Raw genomic sequence first — 21,606 nt, forward strand, 5'->3', positions numbered from 1 at the left:
AAAGCCCTGCTGGCGAAACGGGATGCTGTGTACCAGGCCGCCCGAGCACAACACCCAGCGAGGTGGAGTGGCAAGACGCGAGACTGGACACCTATCGGTGCCGTGATGCTAAATCCGGAGCGGCCCGAGAAACCCGAGCCGGAGCAAAAAGAGGCTGCTTAAAACAGCTTTGCGCGACAACTATCTTGAAAAACGCCGGGGGGAGCGTATCTAAGGAGCAGGATCAAGCAAGCAGGAAAGTGGGATCAAGAGACGATCGTCTCATTTTTCCTGTGTCAATACTGTTCCGGTGAATACTTACGTGTACACGACACCGCCCGATACATCAGGGAGCCGCGTTATAGCACCCTGATAGGATTTAAGATGCAACACCGTGGCACCGTCTGAGAGGAATTCAACAGTTCACCACATTCATTTCTTAAAAAGGGTCGAATGTAGCGTTACCACACTCAACATTTTGGCTACGCAAACCAAGCAGGGAAGGATGCATCCTTCGCCAGGGCTGACGCATCAGTGTTTATACTTTGAACAACCCCATACATTCGAACAAATATTGTTCATTCAGACAGCAGAGCCTGCGCTTGTTGGCCATGCTTAGATTACGTGATTTGTTTTGCTTCAGCATGTTCAGTATCCACTGCCTGATGACCGCTAAGTTTTCCCCAGCGAAGCCCGCTCTGGCCTGAAGTTGATCCTCTCCGAACGCAATATCTAAAGTCCAGTGCAGCAGATTTTCTACCGACCAGTGCGCTCGGGTTGCCTTCAGCGCTGAGGTGGCATCCAACGCTCGGCTACTTATATAAAATCTCACGAAATCATAGCCTTTGCCATTTTCAATTCGCTCAGCCTGCACGGCTATGATCGTCTTCGCTTTCCACTGCTGGCAAACTGGCATGCTTTCATCAACCATCAGAACCCAACAACGTCGATGCTCTTTTCGCCCATGTTCTGAGTCAAATTGTTCAGTAAAGCCGTGCCCCGAAACATCGGTTTCATTCTTATCCCAATACGCTTGGAACTGTTCTTTTACTTCAGTATTGAGGCTAGGTTGGTTGTCTTTCACTGCAAGCAGGTAATCACCCGACTTTTTGAGGATGGTGTCGGCGATTTTTACCTGTGTACCCATCGCATCAATACTGACTAAACACCCTTTTAATTCAAGAAGTTGGAGTAGCTCAGGTATTGCCGTGATCTCGTTAGATTTGTCAGCGACTTTTTGCTGGCCAACACACATCCCCAGCTCAGTTGACCAGACATTGACCATATGAACAGCGTTGGCACCTCGCCCTTTAGCGGTAGCACGAAGAGCTTTACCATCAACCGCTAGTTGGCCAACCAGCTTATCATCGCCCATGATGTCGCCGATCCACGCTTGAAAAATGGATTTCAGACTGGCGGGAGGCAGAGTGGCAAAAATGCGGTTGAATGTGTCGTGTGATGGAATGCCGCCAGGCAAGCTCAACCAGCGCCGGAACCATGGCTCTCGCTCTTGAGCAAACAAGGTAATCTCGCTCCAAGTATCAAAACCGCACATCATGGCGCAGATGGCCATGAAAACAACCTCTGACAAGATATGCGAGCACTTGGCCTGATTGCGTGGGTCTGGAATTGATTCAAGGTAGTCGAGCAAAGACTTCTGGGCCATAATAATAAACAGTTGGTTAAGATCTCGACTATTTACAGCTTGGCAACGCAAGGTACAATTAAAATCGTACTTGGAGCCGTTCAACTGATCGAGACTTGATCAACTTGTGCAGAGAATGATCATGCGTCGGCCCTGTCCCCGGCTGCCGGCTCGGCGCCGGCGACGGGTTCAATCTCGATGCGATCGACTCGCTGCAGACCGCGGGGCAACTTGGCGCCGCGGCGGCCGCGCTCGCCGCGGTAGTAGTCAAGGTCAGATGGCTTGAGGGTCAGCTTGCGCTTGCCGGCAAACAGGGTGACGGACTGGCCCTGCGGGATGACGGCGGCCATCACCACAAACTCCTCCCGCGCCTTCACGCGAGCAGAGGGGATGCTGATGAGCTTGTTGCCCTTGCCCTTGCCGAGTACCGGCAGGGTATTGAGCGGGAACAGCAACATGCGCCCCTCGTTGGAGATGGCCATGCAGAGATCCGTGTCCGGCGCGCCTATCCTCTGGGGCGCCATGACGATGCCCCCTTCCGGCACGGTCAGCAGCGCCTTGCCGTTCTTGTTCTTGGCCGTCAGGTCGTCGTATTGGCAGACGAAGCCGTAACCGGCGTCGGAGCAAATGAGATACGGCTCGCCCTCGTTACCCATCACCAGATGACGCACCTCTTCACCGGCCCCCAGCGCGAAGCGGCCGGTGAGCGGCTCGCCCTGACTGCGGGCCGACGGCAGGGTGTGGGCCTCCAGCGAGTAGGTACGTCCCAGGGTGGAGAGGAACACCGCCTGCTGGTTGCTGCGGCCATGGGCGTGGGCGAGATAGCCATCTCCCGCCTTGTAGGAGAGGCCCTCCACGTCCACGTCGTGGCCCTTGGCGGCGCGCACCCACCCCTTGTCGGAGAGGATCACGGTCACCGGCTCGCTCGGGGTGAGCTCCTTCTCGGTCAGGGCCACGGCGGTGGCGCGCTCCACCAGCGGGGTGCGGCGATCGTCGCCGTACTTCTCGGCATCCGCCAGGATCTCTTTCTTGAGCAATGTGCTGAGACGGCGCTCGGAACCCAGGATCAGTTCCAGCTTGTCGCGCTCTTCCGCCAGTTCATTCTGCTCGGCGCGCAGCTTGAACTCTTCGAGCTTGGCCAGGTGGCGCAGTTTGAGCTCGAGGATCGCCTCGGCCTGGGTCTCGCTGATGTTGAAACGCTCCATCATCACCCGACCCGGCTCTTCCTCGGTGCGGATGATCTCGATCACCTCGTCGATGTTGAGGTAGGCAATGAGCAAGCCTTCGAGGATGTGCAGGCGCGCCAGCACCTTGTCGAGGCGATACTGCAGGCGGCGGCGCACCGTCTCGCGGCGAAAACTCAGCCACTCGGTGAGGATGGTCTTGAGGTCTTTCACCTGGGGCCGGTTGTCCAGACCCAGGATGTTGAGGTTGACCCGGTAGTTCTTCTCCAAGTCCGTGGTGGCGAACAGGTGGGCCATCAGCCCCTCTACGTCCACCCGGTTGGAGCGCGGCACTATCACCAGACGGGTCGGGTTTTCGTGGTCCGATTCATCCCGCAGATCGGTGACCATCGGCAGCTTTTTGGCCACCATCTGGGCGGCAATCTGCTCCATGATCTTGGCGCCGGAGGCCTGATGGGGCAGCGCCGTGATGACGATGTCGCCATCCTCCTCGCTCCACACCGCCCGCTGCTTGATGGAGCCCTTGCCGGTCTCGTAGATTTTGCGGATGTCGTCGCGCGGCGTGATGATCTCGGCGTTGGTCGGGTAATCCGGCCCCTGCACATGGGCCATCAGGGCATCCAGGCCGGCATTGGGGTTATCCAAGAGCTCCACGCAGGCGTGGGCCACTTCCCGCGCGTTGTGGGGCGGGATATCGGTCGCCATGCCTACCGCGATGCCGGTCACCCCGTTGAGCAGGATGTGCGGCAGGCGGGCGGGCAGCACCACCGGCTCTTTCATGGTGCCGTCGAAGTTCGGCGTCCACTCCACCGTGCCCTGGCCGAGCTCGGAGAGCAGCAGCTCGGAGAAGCGCGACAGCCGCGCTTCGGTGTAACGCATGGCGGCGAAGGATTTGGGGTCGTCCGGCGCCCCCCAGTTGCCCTGACCGTCCACCAGCGGGTAGCGGTAGGAGAAGGGCTGGGCCATCAGCACCATGGCTTCGTAACAGGCGCTGTCGCCGTGGGGGTGGTATTTACCCAGCACGTCACCCACGGTACGGGCGGATTTCTTGTGCTTGGACAGCGCCGACAGCCCCAGCTCGCTCATGGCGTAGATGATGCGCCGCTGCACGGGCTTGAGGCCGTCGCCGATATGCGGTAAGGCCCGATCCATGATGACGTACATGGAGTAGTTCAAGTAAGCCTGCTCGGTGAAGGTGCGCATTGGCTGGCGCTCTACCCCGTCCAGACTGAGCTCGATGGCATCACTCATGTGATTATCTCTTTCGGTTCGGGAGCTGGTTGGCGCTCTACTTCATCCAACAGACTGAGCTCGATAGCATCACTCATAAGGTTGTTCTCTTGCTATGGCACGCCCTCAGAGGGCACGCCGGAAATGCGGGTCGGCAGGGGGCCGACGGTGAATCACAAGCCCCCCTCCCAACCTCCCCCTCCATGAGGGGGAGGAGAGGCTTGGCCCCCTCCCCTTGCGAAGGGGAGGGCCGGGGTACTTGCGACTCGCTTTAGATGATGGCGAGGTTGCCCTTCTCTTCCAGCCATTCGCGGCGATCACCGGCGCGCTTCTTGGCCAGCAGCATGTCCATCAGTTGCAGGGTCTCGTCCCCATCTTCCCCTTCTGCCCCTCCTTCCGCGCCCATGGTGAGCTGCACCAGGCGGCGGGTGTTGGGATCCATGGTGGTTTCCCGCAACTGCTTGGGGTTCATCTCACCCAGCCCCTTGAATCGGGTCACCATCACCTTGCCCTTCTTCTTCTCGGCTTCGACCCGTTGCAGCACGCCGTTCTTCTCGTCCTCGTCGAGGGCGTAGAAGACCTCCTTGCCGATGTCGATACGATAGAGGGGCGGCATGGCCACATAGACATGGCCCTTTTCCACCAGCGTGCGGAAGTGCTTCACAAAGAGGGCGCAGAGCAGGGTGGCGATGTGCAGACCGTCCGAGTCCGCATCCGCCAGGATGCACACCTTGCCGTAGCGCAGGCCACTGAGATCGTCGGAGTCGGGGTCGAGCCCGATCGCCACCGAGATGTCGTGTACTTCTTGCGAGGCGAGCACCTGACCGGCCTCCACCTCCCAGGTGTTCAGGATCTTGCCGCGCAGGGGCATGATGGCCTGGAATTCGCGATCCCGCGCCTGCTTGGCACTGCCGCCCGCGGAGTCACCCTCCACCAGGAAGAGCTCCCCCTGCATGGGGTCGGCGCAGCCGCAATCGGTCAGCTTGCCGGGCAGGGCCGGGCCTTGCGTTATCTTCTTGCGCACCACCGTCTTGGCGGCGCGCATCCGGCGCTGGGCGCTGGAGATGCAGAGCTCCGCCAGCTGTTCGGCCAGCTCGGTGTTGCTGTTCAGATAGAGGCTGAAGGCATCCTTCACCACGCCCGACACGAAGGCCGAGCTCTGGCGGGACGACAGACGCTCCTTGGTCTGGCCGGCAAACTGCGGGTCCTGCATCTTGATGGAGAGGATGTAGGCGCAGCGATCCCAGATGTCTTCCGGGGTGAGCTTGACCCCGCGGGGCAAGAGGTTGCGGAACTCGCAGAACTCGCGCATGGCATCGAGCAGCCCCTGGCGCAGGCCGTTGACATGGGTGCCACCGAGCGCGGTGGGAATGAGGTTCACATAGGATTCGGCGAGGCACTCGCCCCCTTCCGGTAACCAGCACAGAGCCCAGTCCACCGCCGACTGCTCGGAGCTGAAAGAACCGACGAAGGGCTGCTCCGGCAGGCAGGTGAACTGCTTGACCGCATCGATGAGGTAATCCTTGAGGCCGTCTTCGTAGCACCACTCCAACTTGATGCCGGTGTTCTTGTCGAGGAACTTGATGGTGAGGCCCGGGCAGAGCACGGCCTTGGCTTTGAGCAGGTGCTCCAGCTTGGAAACCGAGAAGCGCGGCGAATCGAAGTAGCGCGCCTCCGGCCAGAAGCGCACCCGGGTGCCGGTGTTGCGACGGCCGCAGGTGCCTGTGATGGTCAGATCAGACACCTTCTCGCCCCGCTCGAAGGCGATGTCATAGACCTGGCCGTCCCGGCGCACAGTCACTTCGACCCGATCGGAGAGGGCGTTCACCACGGAGATCCCCACCCCGTGCAAGCCGCCGGAGAACTGGTAGTTCTTGTTGGAGAACTTGCCCCCCGCGTGCAGCTTGCAGAGGATCAGCTCCACACCGGAGACCCCTTCCTCCGGGTGGATGTCCACCGGCATGCCGCGACCGTCGTCGATCACCTCGAGGGACTGATCCTCGTGCAGGATCACCTCCAGATTGCGGGCGTGACCCGCCAGCGCCTCGTCGACGCTGTTGTCGATGACCTCCTGGCCGAGGTGATTGGGCCGGGTGGTGTCGGTGTACATGCCGGGGCGGCGACGCACCGGTTCAAGGCCATTGAGGACCTCAATGGCATCCGCATTGTATTGAGTGGACATGGAGGGCCTTGCGAATTGACGTTTGGGGGGAATCTTACTCGCTAGGAGGGCCCGGGACAAATGGGGCGCTCGCAAAGGGTGATCCAGAGGGGCTCCGGCCTCCCCGCACGGGATCAGGCGGGTTCCCCGGGCAGGGCCTGCACAAGCTGGGAGAGGGAGCAATGGAGTCGCCACACCAGTCCCGCCAGTGCCCGGGCCGCCGGGTCTGCATGTTCCCCCAGCCCTTGGCTGATGCGGTCCAGCTCCGCCAGGGTGCGCCCCAGGGTCTCGTGCTGCACGCCCCCTTCGGTCAGAATGCCTTTCAGGCAGCGCAGACAGCCGTCCCGCACCAGATAGAGGGCCGGATCCCGGCTGCGCCAGAGCCTGAGCTGCCAGACGATATGGCTGCAATTGAGCAGCACCACGCCCCAGCGCAGCACCCAGAGCCGGGCCCCCTGATCCTGACTCTGGCTGAGCTGGCTCACCGCGTGATAGACCCGGGATTCAAACTCCCCCTCGCTCTGATGCGGGGCCGGGGCCAGCTGGTCCACGAAATCCCGCCGCAGACGATGCATCAGGCGGCGGCTCTTGCGCCGATCCGAGCTGGGCCTCAGGAGCTGGAACGCCAGCCCTGCACTCATCACTCCCAGTGCCTGGGCAAGGCTGCTGTTGACGAAGGCGAGGTAGTCGTAGCTCGGCGGATTGGTGATGGCGAGGAAGGAGCCGAGCAGCACGATGAGCTGGCCCCAGAGCGCCGCCCCCTGGGGGCGCTGCAATTTCAGCAGTTGCAGGGTGATGAGGGCGGGGAACAGCAGGGAGCAGAAGATCCAGAAGTCGTCGATGCGGATCATCAGCCCGAACTTGACCCCGAAGCAGATAAAGCTGAGCAGCACGATGGCCTTGAGCATGGTCTGGGCCCCCTTGGCCGGGGCCGGGGTGGCGGAATAGAGCACGCAGCAGATGGCGAGCAGGGTCAGGGCTGCGGCGCCCGCATCCCACTGGGTGTGGATCCAGAAGGTGCAGCCCAGCATCACGCAGAGGAAGGTACGCCCCCCGTTGTAGGCCGCCTCCAGGCCGTCGGTGTGGCTGGTCAGAGAGCTGTGGCGCGGCGGCGCCGGCCACTCCTGACCATCGTGGCGGGCCAGCCTTTCCAGCCAGCGCTGACACTCCAGGTAGCTCCAGCAGAAGTGGCGCAGCCGCAGCCAGAAGGCCTGACAGCGATAATCGTCCCCCGAACGGGCCACGAAGGGTGCCATCAGGCGGGCGATGCGCAGCTTGTCGCAGCCCCCCTGTCCCAGCTCCCGCAGCACGGCGGCCAGCATGGGGGCCGGGTCGACTGCGTCCTCTGGCCAGTGTTGCAGCATGCGGCGCAGCCCCGAGATGAGGCTGACCATCCTCAGCTGGCGATGGAGCAGATAGTTCAGCAACTGGTTGTGGCGACGCAGGCGGTGGTGGCTCCAGACTGCCTGGATGCGCAGCACGTTCAGGGTGAGGATCTGACCGATCACCCCCTCGTGGGCGGTGCGCACATCGGCGCCCGTCTCCCCGAGCCAGAGCAGCTGGGCATGTTCCAGCAGCCGGGTCTGGCTCTTGCCAAGGGAGTCCAGCAGGGTCTCGCCATCGGAGAAACTCGGCAGGATCATCATCATCAGGCCGCCGCAGAGGATGCCGACGATCACCTCGCTCACCCGGGCCTGGGCGATGTCGAAGATATGTTGCGGGTCGGTCAGGTTGACGCAGGAGAAGGCGATGATGGCGGCGGTATAGCCCGCCAGGGCGAAACCGTAGGAGACGTTGTTCTGATGGTGGTTGGAGATGTAGGTGCAACCCCCCAGCCAGAGGGCGATAAGCAGGCTGAAGAGCCAGGGATCACCGATGCCAAGGCCGGTGATCATCACCGCCGCCATGGCGCCGATGAGGCTGCCCACCACCCGCCCCAGGCTCTTGCTGATGACGCCCCCCACGGTGGGAAAGCTCACCACGGCGGCGGAGGTCATGGCCCAGTAGGGAGAGTCGAGTTGCAGCACGAACGCCAGCCAGAGCGACAGGCACATGGCCAGGGCATTGCGCAGGGCGTAGCGCCACTGTCCGCCGTTGGCCTTGCCCCAGGGGGTCTGGCGCCAGAGCGAGGGGATCACTCTAGTCCCCTATGGTGATGGTACAGGTCGTGCCCGCGATCAAGACCAGATCCGGGGGAATCGCCAGCAGCCTGATCCGCACCGGCACCCGCTGGGCCAGGCGCACCCAGGGCACGTTCGGCTTGACGTCGAGCAGCAGCCCCTCGCTGCCTTCCAGGCTCTGATCGTGAATGGCGCGCCCTATGCTTTCCACCTCCCCCCTGAGTACCCGATCCCCGCTGTAGAGCACCACCTCGGCCGGTTTGCCGGGGGCGATGTGCCTGAGCTTGGTCTCTTCGAAATAGCCCTGCACATAGAAGGAGTGGGTGTCTATCAGGGCCACCAGGGGCACCCCGGCGGTGGCGTAGTTGCCGACCCTGGCCTGCAGATTGGTGATGTAGCCGTCGCTCGCGGCATGGACCTCGGTCCGGGCAAGGGACCATCTGGCCTGCTCCAGATTGGCCTGGGCCACCTCATAGGCCGCCTTCATCGCCTGGGCATTGAGCCTGGATTCATCCACCGCCTCGGCGGAGATGACGGTGCGGGAGAGGCTCTGGCGACGATTCGCCTCGTGCTCCGCCTTGTCGAGATCCGACCTGGCCTTGGCCAGGGCCGCGCTGGCGTTGTCCAGCGCGATGCGATAGGGCTCGGGATCCAGGGTGAAGAGCAGGTCCCCCGTCTTCACCAGCTGGTTGTCCTTGACCCCTATCCTGACGATCTTGCCCGACACCTGGGGCGTGATGCTGACCAGCTCGGCCCTCACCTTGCCATCCCGGGTCCAGGGACCCTGCATGTAGTCGTTCCACAGCCACCAGAGCGACACCAGCGCCAGGGCAAAGACCAGCAGGGTGGAGAAGTATTTGAGGGTCGCAAGGGGTGATTTAGCCATGTAGCAATATCCATAGGGCGCCGCTGACGGCGAGGATGAAGAGGGAGAGATCCATCAGCAGGGGGTGCCAGACCTCGCCGCCGTAGAGCCAGTCCCGCAGCAGATGGTGCAGCGGCAGCCAGCCCAGCAGGCCGAGCAGCACAGCCTTGAACAGGGGCGGAAAATAGAGCGAGGCCCCGAGGATCAGATCCGGCAGCGCTGAAGCAGTCGTCACGGGTGTGCCCCCTGTTGGCAGAGATGGAATGAAGAGAGAGGCCGGGGTCCGCCGGGAGACGGACAGGGCAAGGTTAACACAGCCATGGCGGGGGCTACACAAGCAGATGACCCCCTGAGATGTCGTCACGGGAGTGACGCGGCAACGCCTCGCCCGTCCTCCCCGCCACCCGTCGGGCAGTCACCTCGCGTTCAATCGGCTACGGTATCTGCAGGGTGATGCACCCCGTCGCGGGTCGGCACCTCTCCCAGATCGAACGGGTTGACCCCCTCCAGACAGGCGAGGTTGTAGCCATATTCCGCCGGATTGGATCGGCGCTGGTGATGGGTGTAGATGCCGCAGACGCTGCAAAAGTAGTGTTTCGCGGTGCGGGTGTTGAACTGGTAGCAGCGAAGCGCCGCCTCCCCTTGCAGGATGCGGATGCCGGAGAGCGGCACCGAGGCGACGATGGCCCCTCGCCGCCGACAGAAGGAGCAGTCGCAGCGGCGCGGATCCACCACGCCATCCGGCAGGGTCAGCTCCAGCACCACGGCGCCGCAGTGGCAGCTTGCCTTGTGTTTCTTCTGGATGGGGGTATTGCCGATGCGTGTGATCATGCTGCCTCCTTGCCGCAGTGTCAGGCTGCGAACCGGTTAATCGAACAGGGTATCCCCCCGCCCCTGCGACAGATGGTCATGCAGGGTGCGCAACTGGGACGCAACCACCCGGTGGCGGGAGAGTTCGGGCAAGGCGTCGATGGGGAAGTACTCCGCCCCTTTGGTTTCATCGGTGTCGGTAAGCAGAGCGCCGCCCGTCACCTCGCACAGGAAGAAGGCCTTGTGGGCGTGGGGCAGCTGCGGGGGATGGGGATGCTTGAGCTTGTCGAACAGGGCCAGCAGCTGCACCGCCCGACAGACGAGGCCGGTCTCCTCCACCACTTCCCGCACCACGGCGTCCGCAGGCGAATCGCCGATGTCGCACCAGCCCCCCGGCAGGGTCCAGCAACCGTCACTGCGCTCCTGCACCAGCAGGACATGGCCCGCATCGTTCTGAATGAAGGCCCGCACATCGAGCTTGGGGGTGGGATAGCCGCTGTCGAGGGCAATCCAGTCGCCGATGGCGTCGGGGGCCAGCTCGCTCTGGCTGGCGATGAGCGTCACCGTGGCCGCTCGCAGCGCCTCGAAGCGGGCTATGTCGAAGGGATCGCGGGAATAGGTGAGCCCCGCCTGGGCCGTGGCCAGCACCTGTTCGAGGAAGGCGGCCAACGGCGGCTGCATGGCTAGAGCCCGAGGAAACGGACGATCTGGGCGGGGTAGCGCTCGAAGCCTGTGAAGGCGTGATCGCCGCCGCACTCCAGGGAGAGACGGGCAAAGCGGTATTCGTCCAGCGCCTTGCGATAGTCGAGCACCTCGTCCTCCTGCTGTTGCAGCACCCAGAGCCGCTCGGGAGCAGTCACCGGCACCGCCAGCGCTCTCAGCTCGTCCATGTGCACAGGCAGCAGTTCATAGCGTTCGCCGCTGTAGGGGTTGGTCTGGGGGCCGAGGTAGTCGCAGAGCAGCTCGTGGGGGCGCACCGCCGGGTTGATGAGGGCAGCGCGGCAACCGTACATCTCGCTCACTCGCGTGGCCATGAAGCCACCGAGGGAGCTGCCCACGGCGCCCAGTCGCAGGGCACTGCCGTGGCGGGCCTTCAGGTCGGTGATGGCCTGCTCGATGGCAGCCCAGGCGGCCGCCGGGGTGTTGGGCTGGGCCGGGATCACCACCTCGATATCGGGCCTGTTCTCTGCCACCCAGGCCGCCATCTGCTGCGCCTTGGCCGAGCCGGGGGATGAATTGAAACCGTGCAGGTAGAGGAGTACGGGCTTCATGGCAACCCCTCAGTAACCGGTGGCATTGGGGTCGGGCACGAACTGCCCCAGCGGCAGGCGCCACACCTGACTCGCCACCCGGCCATCCGGGTGCAGGGTGAGATAGCGCCAGCCCGGGCCGGATTCGTCCAGTGCGAAACCGTCGGAGAGCGGCTTGAACTGGATGCAGGTAGAGGGGCTGGCGATGAGCCGCACTCCGTGGTGCACCTCGTCAAACTCCTGATGGACGTGGCCGAACAGGATGGTCTTCTGCTGCGGGTGGCGGGCCAGCACGGCGAACAGGTCGTCGGCATTCTTGAGGTTGTGCTGATCCAGCCAGGCGCAGCCCACCGGCACCGCCTGATGGTGCAGGGCGATGAGGGCATGGCGCTCGGGATGCTGGCGCAGGGCCTGATCCAGGGCCGCCAGCTGGTGATCCCCCAGCACCCCGTGGGGTTTGCCGCGCACCTGGGTATCCAGCAGGATCACCTGCCAGTGCTCGCCTACCAGTTGCTTGGCCTCGCTGATGCCGGCCGCATGGAGGTATTCGGTCATCAGGGGGCCGTCGTCGTGGTTGCCGGGCAACCAGTAGATGGGGCGAGCCAGGGGCGCCATCATGGAGGCGAAGCGCTGGTAGGACTCCGGGCTGTGATCCTGGGAAAGATCCCCGGTGGCGAGGATGAGATCGAACGGGTGCTCGTTGGCCTGCACCCGCTCCAGCACGGCGGCCAGACTCTGCGCCGTGGGCACGGCCAGCAGCCGCCCCTCGGCACTGGCGAAGAGATGGGTATCGGTAATCTGTAACAGGCGCACACTGCCGTCCGGCGCCTGAGGTAGCTCTGTTTCCAAAATCACGCTTCTTTTTTATGGGTTCGACTAGAGGATGTTAATCAGGCTGGTGCCGTGTTTGAGACAAAATCTCAACCAATCGGCCAAGAATAGATTTACCTGCTCCTTTTCATCCCTGTGATGCATTTTTTGATTGGGATAATCATAACGTGGTTGCAACATTGAAATCTGTTGCGCCGCACACACTTCCGCCATTCGCACATCATGATACAAACGAATCTCTATCCGGGCTTGCAAGTAGCTCGGCAATTCGGGGTTGTGCTGGGCCAGGATCACCTGGCTGGTGAAGCGGCTCTCCTCTGTCACCGTGAGCTGGAACTGCAGGCCGTTGCCGACCTGATAGCGGCGCTCAGCACCCACGCTGCCACCGGGCGGCAACAGTTTCATCAGCGCCATGTAATTGACCTCGCAGGTACGCTGCAAGGACATCAAATCAGGCACATAGCGCTTCATCGGGCTCTGGACTAATGACATGTCGCGGCTCCCTCAATCAGGGTCCATGAAGGGTGGACCCACTGCACAGTGTGCCAGTCGGACACAGGGCACCTGACCCGGGTCTGAACGAGCGTCACCTCAGCGCCCCGCCAGCCAGCGTGCCCGCAGCTCGCCGTGATTCAGGGCCAGCCACTGCAGGGCGATGACGGAGGCGGCATTGTCGATGCGCCCCTCTTTGAGCCAGGCATAGGCCTGCTCGCGGCTCACCACGTGGACCCGGATGTCTTCCCCCTCTTCCGCCAGACCGTGGATCCCCTTGGCCTGACTGGCATCCACCTCGCCCACGAACACCTCGATGCGCTCGGTGCTGCCACCCGGGCTCACCAGATAGCTGATGGCGTGTTCGCAGCGTCCCACCTCGATCCCTGCCTCTTCCACCGCCTCGCGCCGCACCACTGCCTCGGCGGTCTCCCCTTCATCGATGATGCCGGCCACCAGCTCCAGCAGCCAGGGGGTGGCGCTGGTCTCCATGGCGCCGATGCGAAACTGCTCCACCAGCACGATCTCGTCCCGCACCGGATCATAAGGCAGCAGGGCGGCGGCATGGCCACGTTCGAACAGTTCCCGGACGATGGGGGCGTTCCAGCCACCGGCAAACAGCCTGTGTTGCAGGCGGTAGACATTCACCTTGAAGAAGCCATTATATCCAGCTGATTTTTCAATGATTTTCACATCATCGCTGGAGTAGTGGCAGGTTTGAGGCAAGGCTTGCTGTGACATTCGAGACTCCTGCCAGCTTGACTTGGCTTGGTTTGACCATAATATTCGGGGGCATGAATGAACATTCATTCACTCGCTCTCGCCGACGATGAGGGAAGGATTTTAGCAGCCACAGGGCATTTGGCTAGGCGCGTTGCCGAGAAAACTCGCCCCGGACCTTGACGTTTCCGCAGCTGGAAAAGAGACAGTTCGCAATGAAATCTGCTTATAGTAGAGTGGTTAAGCTGAAATCAAGCTTGGTCGGTGACAATCCCCCCTTCATCCAGCGGACAGCTTTGGGTTGATACAAAAGGTTAAAACTATCATATGAAAAGAACACTCTTGTCAGTCATGGTGATGCTGGGTGTGAGCGGCGCCGCTCATGCCGAAAACCTGCTCGATATTTACCAACAGGCCCAGATCAAGGACACCCAGCTGCTGGAATCCAAGGCCAAGCGGGACCAGGCCTTCGAGAAGATCAACGAATCCCGTGCAGCCCTGCTGCCCCAGATCAACCTGGGCGCCGGCCTGAACTACCTGCAAAACAAGAACGACACCATGACCAACACGGGCGCTACCGGCTCCGTGACCCTGGATCAATCCATCTACCGTCGCAGCAACTGGGTCAACCTGGATCTGACCGAGAAGAGCGCCACCCAGTCCGACGTGGCCTACAACCTCGAGTACCAGAACCTGATGCTGCGTACCGCCCAGGCCTACTTCGACGTGCTCAAGGCCATGGATACCCTGGAATTCGTGCGTGCCAACAAGACCGCGGTCGAGCGTCAGCTTGAACAGACCCAGCAGCGCTTCGAAGTGGGCCTGACCGCCATCACCGACGTGCACGAGGCCGAGGCCGAGCGCGATCAGGCGCTGGCGGACGAGATCAATGCCGAGAACACCCTGGACAACAGCTACGAGAGCCTGCGCGAGCTGACCGGTATCGACCACCGTCAACTGGATGTGCTCAACACCGATCGCTTCAGCCCGCAGAAGACCGCGTTCAACTCCGACAAGTGGCTGGAACTGGCCCTGGACAAGAACCTGGAGCTGCACAGCGCCCGCATCGGCAAGGACATCGCCAAGGAGCAGATCGATCTGGCCAAAACCGGCCATGAGCCGACGCTGGATCTGGGTGCCGGACTGCAAACCAGCAATACCGATTACAAGCTTGATAACATTCCGGGCGGCAATGACAATCAGGCCAATATCGGTCTGACCTTCAAGCTGCCCATCTACACCGGCGGGGCCACCACCTCCCAGGTCAAGCAGGCACAGTTCAACTACGTGGCCGCCAGCGAACAGCTCGAGCGCAGCTTCCGCTCGGTGCAGAGCACGGTCCGCTCCTCCTACAACAACGTGAACGCCAGCATCGGCTCGGTCCGCGCCTACAGCCAGTCCGTCATCTCCGCCGACAGCGCCCTGAAAGCGACCGAGGCCGGTTACGAGGTGGGTACCCGCACCATCGTCGACGTGCTGGACTCCACCCGCAAGCTGTATCAGGCCAAGCAGAAGCTCTCCGAGGCCCGCTACAACTACATCCTCAGCATCCTCTCCCTCAAGCAGGCCGCCGGCATCCTGGAGCAGAAGGATCTGGAAGAGGTGAACCAGGGTCTGATGCCCGCCGCCCAGGTCACCAAGAAATCCTGAGCCAGGCGCACACCATGAGAAAAGGCGACCCCGGGGTCGCCTTTTTCATCTCTGTTCGCCGCTGGAAGTGCGTTGGTCGGGGCCTGCCAGGTAGCGGCCATGTCACCGACCCGGCAGCCCCATCAAAAAACCCGGCCTTGGCCGGGTTTTACGCTTATCCGCGCTCGCGGATGGTCTTGATGATGTCGGTGGTGGAGCAGCCGTCCTCGAAGTTCAGCACCCGCACCTCGCCGCCGTTGGCGGTCACCTCGGCGTAACCGGCGATCTCTTCGGGCTTGTAGTCGCCCCCCTTGACCAGGAGGTCTGGCAGGATCTCGGCGATCAGACGCTGGGGAGTGTCTTCGCTGAAGGGGACCACCCAGTCCACGGCACCCAGGGCCGCCAGCACAGTCATACGGCGCTCGGTCGGGTTGACCGGGCGACCCGGCCCCTTGAGGCGACGCACGGACTCGTCGGTGTTCACCGCCACGATCAGGCGATCCCCCAGCTTGCCCGCATTGGCCAGATAGGAGACATGACCCGCGTGCAGAATGTCGAAGCAGCCGTTGGTCATCACCACCTTCTCGCCGCGCAGACGGGCGGCCTGGACGGCCACCTTGAGCTGGGCCTCGGACATGACGCCAAAGCCGGTCTCCTGCTCGGTGTAGAGGGCGTTGGCCAGTTCCACCGGGCTCACGGTGGAGGTCCCCAACTTGCCGACCACGATGCCGGCGGCGGTGTTGGCCAGGGCGCAGGCCTCATCCAGACTCTTGCCTGCGGCAAGGGAAGTCGCCAGGGTGGAGATGACGGTGTCACCGGCACCGGTGACGTCATAGACCTCGTGGGCCTGGGCCGGCAGGTGCAGCTCGGGCTGCCCTTCGCGGATCAGGGTCATGCCGTTCTCGGAACGGGTGACCAGCAGGGCGTCCAGCTCGAAGCGCTTGACCAGCTCCAGCCCCCTGGCGACCAGGTCTTCTTCCCCCTTCACCTTGCCCACCACGGCCTCGAACTCGGACATGTTGGGGGTCAGCAGGGTGGCACCGCGGTACTTCTCGAAATCGGTCCCCTTGGGGTCGACCAGCACGGGGATGCCGGCGGCGCGGGCACGCCGGATCATACCGGGCACATCGTTGAGGGCGCCCTTGCCGTAGTCGGAGAGGATCATCACGTCCGCCTGGGGCAGCGCCTGCTCCACCTTGCCCATCAGCAGGCTGGCATCCACGTCGTGGAAGGCCTCTTCGAAGTCGAGGCGCAGCAGTTGCTGGTTGCGGGACAGCACCCGCAGCTTGGTGATGGTCGGATAGTCGGTCAGGCGCACGAAATCACAGGCCACCTTGACACCGACCATCTGGCTGGCGAGGGCATCGGCGGCTTCATCCTGACCGGTCAGGCCCAGCAGCACGACCTGGGCGCCGAGGGCGGCGGAGTTGAGCGCCACGTTGGCGGCGCCACCCGGGCGCTCCTCGATGTGCTCGACCTTGACCACGGGGACCGGCGCCTCGGGGGAGATCCGGCCGGTAGGGCCATGCCAGTAGCGATCCAACATGACATCGCCAACGACCAGGATGCGGGCTTTTTCAAACTCGGGCAGGGTGATTTTCATCTGTATCGGCTCTCAAAACCTGAAAAATTCAGCGGCCGATTTTATCACACTCTTTTCCGGGGCGTGAAAAAAGCACGGCCCGGCCCCCTGACGCCCCCTCTGACCAGATGACGGCGATTCGCGCCCGCCCCCGCTTTTCGGATAGAATCCTCGACATGCGAGTGACCGCATCCGCGCCGGGCCACCCCACACAGGCCCCCCGGTTCGGTCGGACTCCCCCCTTTGCCTTTGCGAACAAGAGACTCTTCATGGCCCAAGAACACGCTCCCCGCCTCGAACCCCGTCTGTTCCATCCCCGTTACTGGGGGAGCTGGCTGGGCCTCTCCCTGCTCTGGCTGCTGGTGTTGCTGCCCTGGCGCAGCCAGATGTGGCTGGGCCGCCAGCTCGGCACCCTGGCCCGCAAGCTGCTGAAATCCCGCGTCAAGATTGCCCGCCGCAACCTGGAGCTGGCGATGCCCGAGCTCAGCCGGGATGAGCGCGAAGCCCTCCTGGTGCAGAACTTCGAGAGCGTGGGTTGCGCCATCTTCGAGGTGGGCATGGCCTGGTTCTGGCCAGACTGGCGGATGCGCCGCCTGATGAAGGTGGAAGGGGAAGAGCACGTCATCAACGCCATGGAGAAGGGCCAGGGGATGCTGCTGCTCTCCTGCCACTTCCTGACGCTGGAGCTCAATGCCCGCTGCTTCGGCCTGGTGCGCCCCGGGGTCGGCGTCTATCGCCCCAACACCAATCCGGTGCTGGAGTACGCCCAGTACCACGGTCGCTGCGCCTCCAACAAATACCTGGTGGACCGGATGGACGTGAAGGGGATGATCAAGGCGCTGCGCAACGGCGACGCCCTCTGGTATGCACCGGATCACGACTACGGCAGCCATGCCAGCGTCTTCGTGCCCTACTTCGCGGTGGAGCAGGCCGCCACCATCACGGGTACCGCCACCCTGGCCCGGGTGAAGAACACCGTCACCCTGCCCTGCTACAACATCCGCACCCGGGAGGGCTACACCCTGCATATCGGGGCCCCGCTGGAAGGCTACCCGAGCGGCGACGATCTGGCCGACGCCAGCCGCGCCAACCGCGAGATTGAAGCCGCCGTGCGCAAGGCGCCGGAGCAGTACATGTGGCTGCACCGCCGCTTCAAGACCCGCCCCAATCCGGACGATCCCGGCTACTACTGATGCCCTCCCGCCCCGTCGACCGGGCAAGTCCAGACGACAGGGCAGGATGGCACCGCGCCCCATGAAAAAGCCCTCGCACTGCGAGGGCTTTTTTGTTGGCTGCCGGCGTCTGCCTTACTGACGGATCAGGCGGTAGATGGCGTAGCCGGGGTGCTTGGCGTCATCCATCGGCAGGGTGGACTGGTACGACAGATCCGCCCCCGCCAGGGCCTTGGCCTCGTCGGTCGGCGAGGAGTAGAGGCGAACGTCCACGTTGGCGGGCAGGGCCTTCATGTGCCAGTTGTTGTTGGCCGCCGGGCTGAAGCCGGCCGGGTTGTCCGCAGACTGGGCCTTCAGGTACTGGGCGATGATCTCCCGCGTCTCGAAGGGATCTTCATGGACGATGTTGCTGCCGTCGATGCCCGGGAAGTGGCCGCCGCCGCTGGCGCGGTAGTTGTTGGTCACCACGTAGAACTTCTGGGCCGGGTCCACGGGCTGGCCGTAGAAGGTGAGGCCGCTGATGCGCTGGCCGTCGCTCACCTTGACCCCGTCCTTGCTGTAGCGGGCCGGCTGGGTGATGTCCACCTCGTAGTTGACCCCGTCAATCACATCGAAGTTGTAGGTGGGGAAGCTCTCGTTCACCAGCCACTGCACCTCTGTCTTGCCGGTGTCGATCTGGTTGAACTGGCCAGCGCTCATCTCCAGCCACTCCTTGACGGTGGCCCCGTTCACCTCGACCACCTGCAGGGTGTTCGGATAGATGTAAAGGTCGGAGACGTTGCGCAGGGAGATGTCACCCTGAGCCACGTAAGTGAAGTCGTTGATGCCGTTGCGACCGCCACGGAAGGGGGCCGCCACCGAGAGGATCGGGTAGGACTCCTTGAGCAGGCCGTCTTGTTGCAATTGCTCCGCGTGGCGGCGCTGGGCATCGCTCACCAGCTGCACCGAGGGGTCGTCCTGCACCAGGGCGAAGAAGCTGTGGATGGGGGAGGTGATCTTGCCGAGCGGCTCGTCCAGCCACTGGTTGGTGGCGTCGTGGTCGGCCTGCACCAGGTCCACCACCCGCTGATCCACCGCACTGCCCTCGCTGGCGTCTATCTTGCGCAGGCTGGCCTGGCTCTGCTTCACCTGCCACTTGCCGTCCACCTGTTCCAGCTTGAGGTCGATGATGCCGAGGTGGTTGCCCCAGTAGCCGGGCATCACGGTGGGAATGCCGCTCAGGGTACCGGCCTGGTTGTCCACCTCCGGCAGATCCGGGAAGTCCCCGGGGAAGTTCTTGTGGGCGTGGCCCAGCATCAGGGCGTCCACCCCCTTCACCTTGGCCAGATGCCAGGCGGAGTTCTCCATCATGGCCTCATAGCTGCTGGCATTGATGCCGGTGTGAGCCACCACCACCACGATGTCGGCGCCCTTGGCGCGCAGCTCGGGCACATAGTGATTGGCGGTCTCGACCATGTCGGCCACCACCACCTTGCCCTCCAGATGACGCTTGTCCCACTGCAGCACCTGGGGCGGGGTCAGACCCAGGATGCCCACCTTGACGCGCTGGCGCTGGCCCTTGTCATCGGTCACCTCGCGCTCCAGCAGCAGATAGGGGGTGAACTTGTTGCCGCTCCAGTCAATTTGTCCCTTGGCATCGCGCTTGAAGGCCCCCGCCTCGAACACGTTGGCGTTCACATAGGGGAAGTCGGCTCCCGCCAGTACCTTGCCAAGGTAGTCCAGGCCGTAGTTGAACTCGTGGTTGCCCAGGTTGCCCGCGTCGTAACCCAGCTCGTTCATCGCCTTGAACACCGGGTGCGCCTGCTTCTCGAGATAGCCGGCACCGGACTGCTCGAAGATGTAGTCCGCCAGCGGCGTGCCCTGAATGAGGTCACCATTGTCGAGCAGCAGGTTGTTGGGGTTCTCGGCGCGGGCGGCGCGGATCAGCAGGGCGGTGCGGGAGAGGCCGAACTTGCGATCCTCCTTGTTCTGGTAGTAGTCGTACCCCAGCACGTTGGAGTGGATATCAGAGGTCTGGATCAGGCGCAGGGAGACGGTCCCCGGCTGCGCCTTGCTGTCATTCTCGTTGCTGCAGGCAGACAGCAGCACGATGGCGGCAATAGCCCCCAGCTTCATGGTGTTATTCACTGTTTTTTTCCCTTTTATTATGAGTAACGCTTTACCAGCGCCGGGAATTTAACAGACGAATATGTCAGCAGATGGCACCGGGACTCATTTTTATGAAGCCCGGCACAAAAATAGCCTCATGAGGCCGGTATGGCACCCAATGCCAGCTTGACCGCCAGCACCAGCATGATGAGACCTACAACAAGATCAATGGCTTGCTGCACCCGGCCCCGGGCAAGCCAGGGGGAGAGGGCGGCCGCCCCGAACGCCAGTCCGTAGAACCAGACCAGAGAAGCCAGCATAGCCCCCGCCGCGAAGGCGGGTCTGAGCTCCTCGGCAAACTGGCTGCCGAAGGAGCCAAGCAACATCAGGGTATCCAGGTAGACGTGGGGGTTGAGCAGAGTGACTCCGAGGGTCATGGCCAGCACGCTCTTCACCCCCATCAACCGGGGCGAGTCCGCCAGGGCCGCCTCCTGGCCGCGCCAGGCACTGCGCAGGGAACGGATACCGAACCAGCCGAGGAAGAGCACGCCGCCCCAGGTCAGCAGGGCCAGACCGATCGGGCTGGCTGCCAGCAGGTTGGCCCCGCCGAACACCCCGATGCCGATCAGCACGAGATCGCACAGGCAGCAGAGGGTCGCCGTCAGCAGGTGGTGATTGCGGTGAATGCCCCGGCTCAGCACGAAGGCATTCTGGGCCCCGATGGGGATGATCATGGCAAGGCCGAGGGTAAAGCCTTGCAGGGTGGTGGCGAACATGGAGATGCGTTCCTGTGAAAGTGAGAAACGCACTATAAGGGGGCACGGGCAATCAGAGAAATTCATTCATTTTCTGATGCATTCATAAAACTGATGAAAACCGGGCCGAAACCACACAAAGAAGGTTGTCAATTGCAGGATCTGACAATTGTGGGGTCACAGCCCCGCCCCGAGAATCGGCGGCAGGATGGGACGGCGCAGGACAGCGGTGATGGCGACAGAGGGGATGCCAGGCGACGAGCCGGTGCCGCCGGGCCTGTATTCACTGCAGCAGGGAGGGGAAGTTGGTGACCACCACCTGCTCCAGGTTCGGCAGCAGGATGCCGCTGCTCACCCCCTTGGCGATGGCCTGGTAGCGGTTCATCGACCCCGTCTTGCGGGTGACCTGATTGAGGTGGTAGTTCACGGTGCGCTCCGTGATGCCGAGGATGCAGGCGATCTCCCCCGATGTCTTCCCTTCGCTGGCCCAGAACAGGCACTCGGTCTCCCGCTCCGTCAGGGGCTCCTGGGGATCGTCCTCCCTCATGCTCTGGCGCACGATCCGGATCGCCGCCTCGAAGATGTAGTTGGACATCCAGGAGAGGATGGGCGAGGACTCCAGCATCAGATCACTCGATGCCCGCTCCCGGGTAATGAAAGAGAGTATGCCGTTCTCCCCCGCCGCCCCGTGCAGCGGGAACGAGATGCCGTTGCGCAACCCGAATTCCGCCGCCAGCCCCATCACATCCATGCTCCCCTCTTGCAGGAAGCGCGCCTTCTCGTCCAGCCGGTTCCAGTAGATGGGCAGGGTCTGCCTGCGGGCGAGCTGGATGATGGGATCGCAGGCCAGCATGTTGTTCAGGGTGTAGGCCTGTACCCAGGAGTCGGGGCACTGGTTGAACAGCACCACCTTGGGCCTTTGCATCGACATGGGCAGGATGAGGGCGAAGCGGTAGTAGTCGTAACCCATTCCCAGGGTGAAGCGGCCGATGAGCTCGGACAACCGGTTGCCATCGGTCACCAGCGTGAAATGTTCCAGGTACTCAAGCAGTTGGTCGCGTGTCATAGGCAAGCCTCCCCTGGCCAAGGCCTT

At 62.8% G+C, this 21,606-nt stretch carries 18 protein-coding genes and 1 pseudogene; 3 read left to right on the forward strand and 16 right to left on the reverse strand.

From position 1 onward, the window contains the following. Nucleotides 1-162, forward strand: a pseudogene (locus MUW49_RS18450) (IS3 family transposase); the annotation flags it as partial. A gap of 355 nt (nt 163-517) precedes the next feature. Here MUW49_RS18450 and MUW49_RS18455 read toward each other — a convergent pair. The 12 genes from MUW49_RS18455 to nudF all read right to left on the reverse strand — a co-directional run bounded on the left by MUW49_RS18455 (nt 518) and on the right by nudF (nt 13,308). Beyond that, nucleotides 518-1,645 carry an ISAs1-like element ISKpn9 family transposase gene (locus tag MUW49_RS18455; RefSeq protein WP_041204928.1) on the reverse strand — a complete coding sequence of 376 codons (1,128 nt, stop codon included), beginning with the start codon at nt 1,643-1,645 and terminating at the stop codon, nt 518-520. Nucleotides 1,646-1,764: 119 nt separating this feature from the next. Further along, the gene (gene parC, locus MUW49_RS18460) at nt 1,765-4,059 is read right to left on the reverse strand and encodes a DNA topoisomerase IV subunit A (RefSeq protein ID WP_244813064.1); all 2,295 of its coding nucleotides are present in this window, start codon (nt 4,057-4,059) and stop codon (nt 1,765-1,767) included. Nucleotides 4,060-4,309: 250 nt separating this feature from the next. Then, nucleotides 4,310-6,220, reverse strand: a complete 1,911-nt coding sequence (gene parE / locus MUW49_RS18465; protein ID WP_010672780.1) for a DNA topoisomerase IV subunit B — start codon at nt 6,218-6,220, stop codon at nt 4,310-4,312. A gap of 113 nt (nt 6,221-6,333) precedes the next feature. Further along, nucleotides 6,334-8,337, reverse strand: coding sequence for an FUSC family protein (locus MUW49_RS18470; protein ID WP_171865254.1), 2,004 nt, complete (start codon nt 8,335-8,337; stop codon nt 6,334-6,336). A 1-nt stretch (nt 8,338) separates the two neighbouring features. Beyond that, a complete protein-coding gene (locus tag MUW49_RS18475) occupies nt 8,339-9,205 on the reverse strand; it encodes an HlyD family secretion protein (RefSeq protein ID WP_042015437.1) in 867 nt (288 codons plus the stop codon). Next, on the reverse strand, nt 9,198-9,440 hold the full coding sequence (locus MUW49_RS18480) for a DUF1656 domain-containing protein (protein WP_039039819.1): 243 nt from the start codon (nt 9,438-9,440) through the stop codon (nt 9,198-9,200). The genes MUW49_RS18475 and MUW49_RS18480 overlap by 8 nt, the downstream gene beginning before the upstream one ends. A gap of 170 nt (nt 9,441-9,610) precedes the next feature. After that, entirely contained in the window at nt 9,611-10,015 is a 405-nt protein-coding gene (locus tag MUW49_RS18485; RefSeq protein WP_039039754.1) for a GFA family protein, read from the reverse strand. Nucleotides 10,016-10,051: 36 nt separating this feature from the next. Further along, nucleotides 10,052-10,675 carry an NUDIX hydrolase gene (locus MUW49_RS18490; protein ID WP_244813065.1) on the reverse strand — a complete coding sequence of 208 codons (624 nt, stop codon included), beginning with the start codon at nt 10,673-10,675 and terminating at the stop codon, nt 10,052-10,054. Nucleotides 10,676-10,677: 2 nt separating this feature from the next. Further along, nucleotides 10,678-11,265 carry a YqiA/YcfP family alpha/beta fold hydrolase gene (locus tag MUW49_RS18495; RefSeq protein WP_219604352.1) on the reverse strand — a complete coding sequence of 196 codons (588 nt, stop codon included), beginning with the start codon at nt 11,263-11,265 and terminating at the stop codon, nt 10,678-10,680. Nucleotides 11,266-11,274: 9 nt separating this feature from the next. Then, complete coding sequence (gene cpdA / locus MUW49_RS18500) at nt 11,275-12,093, reverse strand: 3',5'-cyclic-AMP phosphodiesterase (protein WP_041214382.1); 819 nt, start codon at nt 12,091-12,093, stop codon at nt 11,275-11,277. Nucleotides 12,094-12,120: 27 nt separating this feature from the next. Further along, nucleotides 12,121-12,567 carry a DUF1249 domain-containing protein gene (locus MUW49_RS18505; RefSeq protein ID WP_039039758.1) on the reverse strand — a complete coding sequence of 149 codons (447 nt, stop codon included), beginning with the start codon at nt 12,565-12,567 and terminating at the stop codon, nt 12,121-12,123. A gap of 99 nt (nt 12,568-12,666) precedes the next feature. Beyond that, complete coding sequence (nudF, locus tag MUW49_RS18510; protein ID WP_010672772.1) at nt 12,667-13,308, reverse strand: ADP-ribose diphosphatase; 642 nt, start codon at nt 13,306-13,308, stop codon at nt 12,667-12,669. 306 nt (nt 13,309-13,614) lie between these two features. Here nudF and tolC point away from each other — a divergent pair, with 306 nt between their 5' ends. Beyond that, nucleotides 13,615-14,937 (forward strand): outer membrane channel protein TolC, encoded by a 1,323-nt coding sequence (gene tolC / locus MUW49_RS18515; protein ID WP_244813066.1) that lies wholly within the window; start codon nt 13,615-13,617, stop codon nt 14,935-14,937. Between the two features lie 154 nt (nt 14,938-15,091). On the opposite strand, the gene hldE is transcribed toward tolC, so the two are convergent. After that, nucleotides 15,092-16,519 (reverse strand): bifunctional D-glycero-beta-D-manno-heptose-7-phosphate kinase/D-glycero-beta-D-manno-heptose 1-phosphate adenylyltransferase HldE, encoded by a 1,428-nt coding sequence (hldE, locus tag MUW49_RS18520; RefSeq protein WP_052815074.1) that lies wholly within the window; start codon nt 16,517-16,519, stop codon nt 15,092-15,094. A 248-nt stretch (nt 16,520-16,767) separates the two neighbouring features. Between hldE and lpxL the strand changes: the two genes are divergently transcribed. Beyond that, entirely contained in the window at nt 16,768-17,691 is a 924-nt protein-coding gene (gene lpxL / locus MUW49_RS18525) for an LpxL/LpxP family Kdo(2)-lipid IV(A) lauroyl/palmitoleoyl acyltransferase (RefSeq protein WP_244813067.1), read from the forward strand. A 114-nt stretch (nt 17,692-17,805) separates the two neighbouring features. Here the strand turns inward: lpxL and MUW49_RS18530 are convergent, their stop codons facing one another. The 3 genes from MUW49_RS18530 to MUW49_RS18540 all read right to left on the reverse strand — a co-directional run bounded on the left by MUW49_RS18530 (nt 17,806) and on the right by MUW49_RS18540 (nt 21,579). Then, complete coding sequence (locus tag MUW49_RS18530; protein ID WP_244813069.1) at nt 17,806-19,785, reverse strand: bifunctional 2',3'-cyclic-nucleotide 2'-phosphodiesterase/3'-nucleotidase; 1,980 nt, start codon at nt 19,783-19,785, stop codon at nt 17,806-17,808. Nucleotides 19,786-19,913: 128 nt separating this feature from the next. Further along, nucleotides 19,914-20,534, reverse strand: a complete 621-nt coding sequence (gene lysE, locus MUW49_RS18535) for an L-lysine exporter (protein WP_041212291.1) — start codon at nt 20,532-20,534, stop codon at nt 19,914-19,916. Between the two features lie 262 nt (nt 20,535-20,796). Then, entirely contained in the window at nt 20,797-21,579 is a 783-nt protein-coding gene (locus MUW49_RS18540) for a LuxR family transcriptional regulator (protein WP_010672766.1), read from the reverse strand. Nucleotides 21,580-21,606: the final 27 nt, after the last annotated feature.

Origin of the sequence: Aeromonas sp. LsrichE-8G, from assembly GCF_022869435.1 — a bacterium.
In the GTDB taxonomy this organism is placed as follows: Bacteria; Pseudomonadota; Gammaproteobacteria; order Enterobacterales; family Aeromonadaceae; genus Aeromonas; species Aeromonas caviae.